8 protein-coding genes and 1 pseudogene are annotated in these 8,385 nt (G+C 68.7%); 6 read left to right on the forward strand and 3 right to left on the reverse strand.

The window, feature by feature from the left end; genetic code table 11:
* Positions 1-56: 56 nt before the first annotated feature.
* Complete coding sequence (locus ACWGJB_RS39075) at positions 57-1,079, reverse strand: LacI family DNA-binding transcriptional regulator (RefSeq protein ID WP_453384790.1); 1,023 nt, start codon at positions 1,077-1,079, stop codon at positions 57-59.
* A 237-nt stretch (positions 1,080-1,316) separates the two neighbouring features.
* Positions 1,317-2,315, reverse strand: a complete 999-nt coding sequence (locus ACWGJB_RS39080) for an aldo/keto reductase family protein (protein ID WP_168500012.1) — start codon at positions 2,313-2,315, stop codon at positions 1,317-1,319.
* Between the two features lie 352 nt (positions 2,316-2,667).
* On the opposite strand from ACWGJB_RS39080, the gene ACWGJB_RS39085 reads away from it, so the two are divergent.
* Both ACWGJB_RS39085 and ACWGJB_RS39090 read left to right on the forward strand, forming a co-directional pair.
* Entirely contained in the window at positions 2,668-3,657 is a 990-nt protein-coding gene (locus ACWGJB_RS39085; RefSeq protein WP_453384791.1) for a carbohydrate kinase family protein, read from the forward strand.
* 179 nt (positions 3,658-3,836) lie between these two features.
* Positions 3,837-3,971: pseudogene (locus ACWGJB_RS39090) on the forward strand (GrpB family protein); the annotation flags it as partial.
* A 46-nt stretch (positions 3,972-4,017) separates the two neighbouring features.
* Here ACWGJB_RS39090 and ACWGJB_RS39095 read toward each other — a convergent pair.
* Entirely contained in the window at positions 4,018-4,296 is a 279-nt protein-coding gene (locus ACWGJB_RS39095) for an AAA family ATPase (RefSeq protein WP_453384792.1), read from the reverse strand.
* 1,132 nt (positions 4,297-5,428) lie between these two features.
* Here ACWGJB_RS39095 and ACWGJB_RS39100 point away from each other — a divergent pair.
* From ACWGJB_RS39100 to ACWGJB_RS39115, 4 genes are all read left to right on the forward strand, one after another.
* Entirely contained in the window at positions 5,429-5,632 is a 204-nt protein-coding gene (locus ACWGJB_RS39100) for a cold-shock protein (protein ID WP_023586116.1), read from the forward strand.
* 345 nt (positions 5,633-5,977) lie between these two features.
* The gene (locus tag ACWGJB_RS39105) at positions 5,978-7,471 is read left to right on the forward strand and encodes a DEAD/DEAH box helicase (RefSeq protein WP_453384793.1); all 1,494 of its coding nucleotides are present in this window, start codon (positions 5,978-5,980) and stop codon (positions 7,469-7,471) included.
* A 45-nt stretch (positions 7,472-7,516) separates the two neighbouring features.
* On the forward strand, positions 7,517-7,921 hold the full coding sequence (locus ACWGJB_RS39110) for a CBS domain-containing protein (protein ID WP_453384794.1): 405 nt from the start codon (positions 7,517-7,519) through the stop codon (positions 7,919-7,921).
* A gap of 50 nt (positions 7,922-7,971) precedes the next feature.
* Complete coding sequence (locus ACWGJB_RS39115; protein WP_453384795.1) at positions 7,972-8,280, forward strand: SCO5918 family protein; 309 nt, start codon at positions 7,972-7,974, stop codon at positions 8,278-8,280.
* The last annotated feature ends 105 nt before the right edge of the window (positions 8,281-8,385 follow it).

The raw sequence follows: 8,385 nt of genomic DNA on the forward strand, positions 1-8,385 counted from the left end.
CTCTTCAACACACAGGACGAAGACGGGATGGGATTACTCGGCGGACTGATTCGCAGTCAGACCGACGAGCGTTCGAGCAGCGGGCAGTCGATCGTCACCCGGTGGGTGTCGAGCGGCTGCCCCGCTGCGAGGGCGGCGAGCATGTCGACGCCCTTGGTGCCCATGGCTTCGAAGGGCAGGGCGAGCGTCGTCAGCTTCGGCCGCAGATAGGCGGCGATGAGTTCCTGGTTGTCGAACCCCACCACGGCCACGTCGTGCGGGATGCGCAGTCCACGTTCCTTGATCGCGTCGTACGCACCCATCGCCATCCGGTCGTTGCCGCAGAACAGAGCGGTCGGCCGATCGGCGGCCGGACGGTCCAGCAGTTCGCAGGCGGCGGTGTAGGCGCCGTCGGCGGTGGCCCAGCCGGGGATGACGAGGGAGGGGTCGGGGGTGATCCCGGCCTCGCGCAGGGCACGTTCGTACCCGTCGCGCCTGCCGATGGCGGCCGGGATCGCCGGGTCGAGGTTGATGAACCCGATGCGGGTGTGACCGGCGTCCAGGAGCCGGCGGGTCGCCTTGTATCCGCCCGACACCTCGTCGGGCAGGATGCACGGCAGCTCTCCTGCCGCGTCGTAGCAGTTCACGAGCACCGTCGGCACCTCGCGGGCGGCCTTCGGCAGGCTGACGGCCCGGTGCCAGGTCGTGGCGTACAGCAGCCCTTCCACGCGGTGCTCCAGCATCTGGTCGAGCGCGGCGGCCTCCTGCACGGGATCGCCCTCGCTCGCGGCGATCAGCAGGAACCTCCGGTCACCCCAGGCGCGGCTCTGCGCGCCCGTGATCACCTCCGCCGCGAAGGGGCCGGTCACGATCTCGGTGATCAGACCGAACCAGCCGCTGCGGTTGGCGGCCAGCGCCCGCGCCCCGGCGTTGGGCCGGTAGCCGAGCTCCTCGATCGCCTCCAGGATCCGCCGACGGGTCTCGTCAGGGATGGCGGCGCCGGGCTTGTCGTTGAGGACGAAGGAGACCGTGGTCCGCGAGACACCCGCGCGTTGAGCCACATCGCTCATGGTCACGCGCTGCGTCTTGTTCGTGGCCACTTTCAGTCCCCTTCGGTCGGTGGAGGTGCGCTGTGGCCCCTCCGGTTTCGCGCTTTAATAACGCGCGTTACTTCAGTGTTGCTGGGAAGTTACGGCCGCCTTATGCGGCATGTCAATACACGCCGGTAACGAAGAGGGACGGAACCACACGCCTCCTCGGTGCCATCGACATCGCGCGAGACGGCCAAGGTCACGGCATGGCTGTGACTCACCGGCGAGCGCGCCGAGGGATGCGGCTCAGGGTCGCTTGGCGAACACGTCGATGCGCTCGGGGTCGCGCTCGATGACGGGATCGAGGATCTCGTCGACGCGCTTGACCAACGCGTCGTCCAGCGTGACGTCCGCCGCCTTGGCGTTCTCAGCGATCTGCTCGGGGCGGGATGCTCCGACGATGGCCGCGGAGACATTCGTGTTGCGCAGCACCCACGCCAGGCTCAGGGTCGCCAGCGACATGCCTGCTTCGGCAGCGAGCGGAACCAGTTCCTGGACCCGGGCGAGGACCTCGTCGCGCAGCCATCCGGCCACCGCGTCGCTGCCACCGTTCGTGTCGGTGCCACGGGACCCGGACGGCGGTTGCGCTCCCGGCTTGTACTTGCCGGTCAGTACGCCCTGGGCGAGCGGGGACCACACGATCTGGCCGATGCCCAGCTCCTGGCAGACGGGGACGATCTCCGGCTCGATCACACGCCACAGCAGGGAGTACTGCGGCTGGTTGGACACCAGACGGATCTTCAGCTCCCGGGCCAGCTGCGCCGCGGCCCTGATCTCTTGCGGCTTCCACTCCGAGACGCCGATGTAGTGCGCCTTGCCCGAGTGGACGACATCGGCCAGGGCCTCCATCGTCTCCTCGAGTGGAGTGGCGTAGTCGTAGCGGTGAGCCTGGTAGAGGTCCACGTAGTCCGTGCCCAGGCGACGCAGCGAGCCGTTGATCGACTCCATGATGTGCTTGCGGGACAGGCCGCGGTCGTTCTTGCCCGGGCCGGTCGGGAAGTAGACCTTGGTGCAGATCTCGACACCCTCACGGCGCACGCCCTTGAGGGCGGCGCCCAGTGCCTCCTCCGCCCGGGTCTCCGCGTACACGTCGGCGGTGTCGAAGGTGGTGATGCCGGCGTCGAGAGCGGCGCGTACACAGGCCGTGGCCGCGTCCTGGTCGACCTGCGAGCCATGGGTGACCCAGTTCCCGTAGGCGATGGCGCTGACCAGCATGCCGCTGCCGCCCAGATGGCGATGCTCCACGCTCGGTGTTCCTTTCTGGAGACGTAGGAGACCGTGGCCAGCGAGGCACCCGCACCCTCGCTCATGACCACACGGCGTGTCTCGCCCGTGGCTACTTCTCGTGTCCGGTAAGCCACAGGAGGCGCGACATTGCCTCTAGTTTCGCGCTTTAATAACGCGCGTTAGTGGTAGGTTGCCAGGAAGTTACGGGCGTTTCGCACGGCATGTCAATACCTAGGCATGGGCCTGCATTAGGCCACCGTGCGGTGTCCCTTCGCCCGTACGTACGCCCGGGCCGCCTGGCACCGGCCACCAAAGCCCATGCGCGGACCGCGGCAGCCCCGCGCGCTTTCCCAGAGAGGCAGACCGTCCCATGGCTCGACTCGAGTCCCCCAGCGGTGTCACCGTCCTCGGTGAGTGCGTCGCCGACGCCTTCACCGACCCCGCCCTGTCCGGCCCGAGCGAACTCGCCCTGCGCGCCCTGCCCGGTGGCGGCCCCGCCAACACCGCCGTCGCCCTTGCCCGGCTCGGTACTCCCACGCGCTTCCTCGGGCGGCTCTCCCACGACGTCTTCGGCACGCTCTTCCGCAGCCGCCTCAGCGACTCCGGCGTCGACCTGAGCGGCAGCGTGACCGCCCCCGAGCCCAGCACCCTCGCCGTCGCCACCCTCGACGAGACCGGCCAGGCCACCTACACCTTCCACGCCGACAGCACCGCCGACTGGCAGTGGACCGCCGACGAACTCTCCGCCACCCAACACGACGGCACCGTCTGCCTGCACACCGGCTCCCTGGCACTGATACGTCAACCCGGCGGCAGCCGCATCGAGGACCACCTCGCCAAGGCACACGAGCACGTCACCGTGTCCATCGACCCCAACGTCCGACCCCTGCTCGTACCGCCCCCCGCCTACCGCGACCGGCTCCCACGCTGGTGTGCCCTCGCTGACATCCTCCGCCTCAGCGAGGACGACCTCGCCCTGCTCCTCCCTGGCGCCAGCCCTGAAGAGGCTTGCGACACCTGGCACGCCGCCGGCGCAGGCCTCGTCGTCATCACCCTCGGCTCACGCGGCGCGCTCGCTTCCCTCGACGGCCTTCGCGTCACCGTCCCGGCTCCGGCCGTCAACGTCGTCGACACCGTCGGCGCCGGCGACTCCTTCACCGCGGGCCTGCTGCACCGACTCGCCGCACTTGGCCACCTGGGCGGGCGGCTCGACCGGCTGAGCCTCCAAGACGTCACCGAAGCCTGCGCCTTCGCCGCCCGCGTCGCAGCCCTGACCTGTTCCGTCGCCGGTGCGAACCCGCCCTGGGCAGGCGAACCGTCACTGAAGACCGGCATCGAACGGCTACTGCCACATGCCTGAACGCGGCGTACCTGTTCCCGCCGCGATGACTGCGGGAACGGGCGTCCTTCCATCCGTCGCTCGGAACAACCGGACGGGCCGGCGCCCTGCCAGACGTTACGGCTCGGTACGCGATAGCCAGGGATCTCCGCCGGATGCGAGGGTCCCGGCGATCCTGCGAGACTGCCGACATGACTGGCATGATCGTGGTCAGTGACTACGCCCCCCGATGGTCCGAGCGGTTCGAGGAACTGCGGCGGCGATTGGCACCTCACGTCGCGGATCTGGCTGTGTCCATCGAGCATGTCGGCAGTACGGCCGTGCCCGGGTGCGCCGCCAAACCGATCATCGACCTCGACATTGTGGTGTCCGAGGAGGCCGTCATGTCGGAGTTGATTTCCTGGCGCAAGGTCGCCTGGACCACGGGGATCTTCTTGCCGGCCGGAGCTGCTTGCGGTCGCGGATCTTGCGGGCGGGGAAGTCGACCACCTCGTCGAAGGTGGTGGGCTCCACGGGGTTGACCCGGAGGAGCGCCTGGAGAAGGGTCGTTTTGCCCGACTCGTTCTGGCCGGCGAGGCAGGTGACGTCACTCTCGACGTCGAATATGTCGGAGTCCTCGACGGACCGGTAGTTGGTGATGTGTGCTCTGACCAGTTGCACTTTGCCTGGGGGCCCCGGCTGATCTCGTTTCCCGGGTGAGCTCTTGCCTGGTCCAGGCCGGCTTTGAGGTGTTGGGCGACGCGAACAGCGGGGTTCCGGGGCTGCGGGTGACCGAGGTTTCTGCGGGGGCTTTGGTCAGCTGGGCGGCCTCGGACGGGTTCACCGCGCTCGCCCGTGACCAGGCGGGCCGTGCAGCGAGCAACGACAGCATGAGAGTGATTGTGCAGACCGCAGTAGTAGGACTGCTGGTCCAGCTTGGACACACCGTCACCGACACACCTGATGGCGGTGGCGTGGTGGTGCTCGCCGAAGCGGCCCTGCCGCGAGGCGACACGGGCAGCTGGGCAGCGGCCCGCCCGACGTATGGGCGTCGGCGGTGTGCGTGAAGGCACGGCTGGAGGCGCTGAAGGCGGCCGCCATCGTCGCAGGAATACGCCCCATCTGGATCGAACAAACGTTGGAAGAAGCGTCCTGGCCTATCGGCCCGGTTGTCGGAATGTGATGCGTACGGACGCTTCAGTTGACGGTCATCAGCACACGTCCCACCGCCGGCCTGCCTGGCCACTCTGTCGGAGTAGTACTCGAAGGCGTCCCGTCGGCATGCGCGGGAGTGCGAACGGCTCATCCCAGCACCGCGAGAGCCTGATCACCCGGGCCGTCCACCGTCATGACCGGGCGCCTCACCCACACTGAACAGGTGGGCTCGCTCACGGGGGACCGGGAACGGCGTCCGCTGCGTGGTCATCCCCACAGTCTCGCAGCTGCGTTTCCTGGCGGCAGCTGCTTTTCCCCGGCCGTCGCGCAGCGCGCCGATTGGCCACCCTTCCTGAGGCGTTGAACGCCGAGTGAATCAATATCTGTTCCCGAGGGATCAGTTTTTGGAGGGCCATGCAGCGGGAATTTTTGCCGCGAAGAGCAGAGCGGAATTATCCAACGTGCATGGGCCGTTCCGGCGTGCTATTGTCCATCTCAGTTGCAGTTGTGGTTCCCAAAACTTCAAGTGCCCCCGCGAGGCTTCTGCCGGTCGGGAGCGCTTTTGTATTTCCGGTCGTTTCCGGGCGGGGTAATCATCGCGGCGACATGGCGTTCGCGCAGTGCGGACGCCGATGCACTGCCCCAAAGGAGATATGACATGGCTGCTGGTACCGTGAAGTGGTTCAACGCGGAAAAGGGTTTCGGCTTCATCGAGCAGGACGGTGGCGGCGCAGACGTGTTCGCCCACTACTCGAACATCGCTGCGCAGGGTTTCCGTGAGCTGCTCGAGGGCCAGAAGGTGACCTTCGACATCGCGCAGGGCCAGAAGGGCCCGACGGCCGAGAACATCGTTCCCGCCTGACGCTCACGCACCATCTGTAGCTGGGGCCCGCATCCTCCGGGGTGCGGGCCCCAGCTGCACGCGTTTCCGCAGCGGCTTTCACCCGCGGGACGCTCCCGGAGGAATCCGCAGTACCACCACAAGCGGTTCCTCCCTCAGAGCGTAGGCGCATCCTGAAGGGCTGCCCCACAGCCGGCGCCTGGATCTCAAGGTCCCCCTCGCGTCACCAATTCCAGCACCTGCGCCCCCGGAGATTTCGGCCGGCCAGATCTGCTTTCTTTTGCCACCGGTCCATACTTGTAATTTTCCGTGCCGTTCATCGCAGCGGGAATTCCTTGATATGTGCCACATCGAGGAAGGTTCCGCATGAACCGCACGTACACGAAAGATCGCTCCACCCGCACCCGTGACGGCCGTGCCGATGCCGGAAGGGGCGGCAGCGGCTACGGCTCGCAGACATCGCGCCGTTCCGGCGGGCCTGCCCGTTCCGGCGGTTACGGACGTCGGCCCGCCCCAGTGCAGGGTGAGTTCGCGCTGCCCAGGACGATCACCCCCGCGCTGCCCGCCGTCGAGGGCTTCGCCGATCTCGACATGCCCGAGCAACTACTGGCCGAACTCGGCAGGCAGGGTGTGACCGCACCGTTCCCGATCCAGGGAGCGACGCTGCCGAACTCCCTGGCGGGCCGTGACGTCCTGGGACGCGGCCGCACCGGTTCCGGTAAGACCCTGGCCTTCGGCCTCGCTCTACTCGCCCGCACCGCTGGTCAGCGTGCCGAGCCCCGCCAGCCGCTGGGGCTGATCCTCGTACCCACGCGTGAGCTGGCACAGCAGGTGACCGACGCGCTGACCCCGTACGCCCGCTCCGTGCGGCTGCGGCTGGCCACCGTGGTGGGCGGCATGTCGATCGGCCGGCAGGCCAGCGCGCTGCGCGGCGGAGCGGAGGTCGTCGTCGCGACGCCGGGTCGGCTCAAGGACCTCATCGACCGAGGCGAATGCCGGCTGAACCACGTGGGCATCACGGTGCTGGACGAGGCCGACCAGATGGCCGACATGGGGTTCATGCCCCAGGTCACCGCGCTGCTCGACCAGGTGCGCCCGGAGGGGCAGCGGATGCTGTTCTCCGCCACCCTGGACCGCAACGTCGACCTGCTGGTACGCCGCTATTTGACCGACCCCGTCGTGCACTCCGTCGACCCGTCGGCCGGTGCGGTCACGACGATGGAGCACCACGTCCTGCACGTCCACGGCGCCGACAAGCACGCCGCCACGACGGAGATCGCCGCCCGGGACGGTCGCGTGATCATGTTCCTGGACACCAAGCACGCCGTCGACCGGCTGACCCAGGACCTGCTCAACAGCGGGGTACGGGCCGCCGCGCTGCACGGCGGCAAGTCGCAGCCCCAGCGCACCCGCACGCTGGCGCAGTTCAAGTCGGGGCACGTCACCGTGCTGGTGGCGACCAACGTCGCGGCGCGCGGCATCCACGTCGACAACCTCGACCTGGTCGTCAACGTCGATCCGCCGACCGACCACAAGGACTACCTCCACCGCGGCGGCCGTACCGCCCGCGCCGGCGAGTCCGGCAGCGTCGTCACCCTGGTCACGCCGAACCAGCGCCGAGGCATGGTCCGTCTGATGTCGGACGCCGGAATCCGGCCGCAGACCACCCAGGTCCGCGCGGGCGATGAGGCCCTGAACCGGATCACCGGCGCGCAGGCCCCCTCTGGCATCCCGGTCGTCATCACCGCACCGGTGGTCGAACGCCCCAAGCGCGGTGCCACCTCCCGAGGCCGACGCAGCCCCGCCTCGGCGACCCGGCGCACGCCCGTGCGCCGGTCTGTCGTCGGCGCGGCGGCCTAGGCCCTTCGTGATCAGGAATCCGGCCCATCTCTGCAGGAGGCACCTTTGACGCTGGTTCAGACGCAGCCCCGCCCGGAGGACGCCGATTCGGTGCACAGGACGGCGGCGGAGGTCATGGACGCGGCCGGACCGCAGGTCTGTGACGACATGAGCGTCGAGGTGGCGCTGGCCGTCATGGCCGCCGCCCGCACGGACCGGCTGGTCGTCTGTGACCAGGACGGCCAGTGCACCGGCCTGGTCAGCCGGACCGAACTCGCCGCCGTCCGTGACAACTCCGACTACACGGACCGTGTCCGCCTGCGCGACATCCTCGGCGACCACGGTTCGTTCGCCTCACCCGTGACCACGATGGCCGAAGCCGAGCACGCGATGCGCACCCGTCGGCTCGGTGTCCTGCCGGTGGTCGACGAGCAAGGCAGCGCCCTGGGCATCCTCGCCCTCTCCCGCTGAAGCACCTCGCCCCTGGTCGAGCCGTTCTTTCCTTCTCTCTGTGAGGCCACATGCGCTGCGTCATCGCCCGCTTCCCCTTCGAGCTCACCAAGGGCGGCGTGCTGGAATCGATGAAGGGCATCAAGCCCGAGCCGGTCACCGGTGAATCGGTGATCATCGGTCGTCGCCACTACCCCGTCAAGCAGGTCGGCGAGGTCATCACGCGCCAGGACCGTCGTGACTTCAGCGCCGCCGAAGTCCTGCGGGCCATGGCTCAGCTCGGCTTCACCTGCCGCGCCGTTCCCAAGGCAGCGCCGCTGGGCATTCTCAGCGCGGTGCAGCACGCCTCCGCGATGCTCGGCGCCCCCGTCACGGTCTGACCGGGTAAACAGACACAAGCCGACACCTGACCAGCAGTGTGGGGGGGGGGGGCGCGCGGGCCCGCGCGCCGCCCGCGGCCTGGGGACGCCCGCCGCCGCGCCCCC

This window comes from Streptomyces sp. NPDC054813 (assembly GCF_053611365.1).

Coding starts and splice junctions, on each gene's coding strand:
- ACWGJB_RS39085 (WP_453384791.1), top strand. CDS start 2,668: ATGGCTCGACTCGAGTCCCCCAGCGGTGTCACCGTCCTCGGTGAGTGC.
- ACWGJB_RS39100 (WP_023586116.1), top strand. CDS start 5,429: ATGGCTGCTGGTACCGTGAAGTGGTTCAACGCGGAAAAGGGTTTCGGC.
- ACWGJB_RS39105 (WP_453384793.1), top strand. CDS start 5,978: ATGAACCGCACGTACACGAAAGATCGCTCCACCCGCACCCGTGACGGC.
- ACWGJB_RS39115 (WP_453384795.1), top strand. CDS start 7,972: ATGCGCTGCGTCATCGCCCGCTTCCCCTTCGAGCTCACCAAGGGCGGC.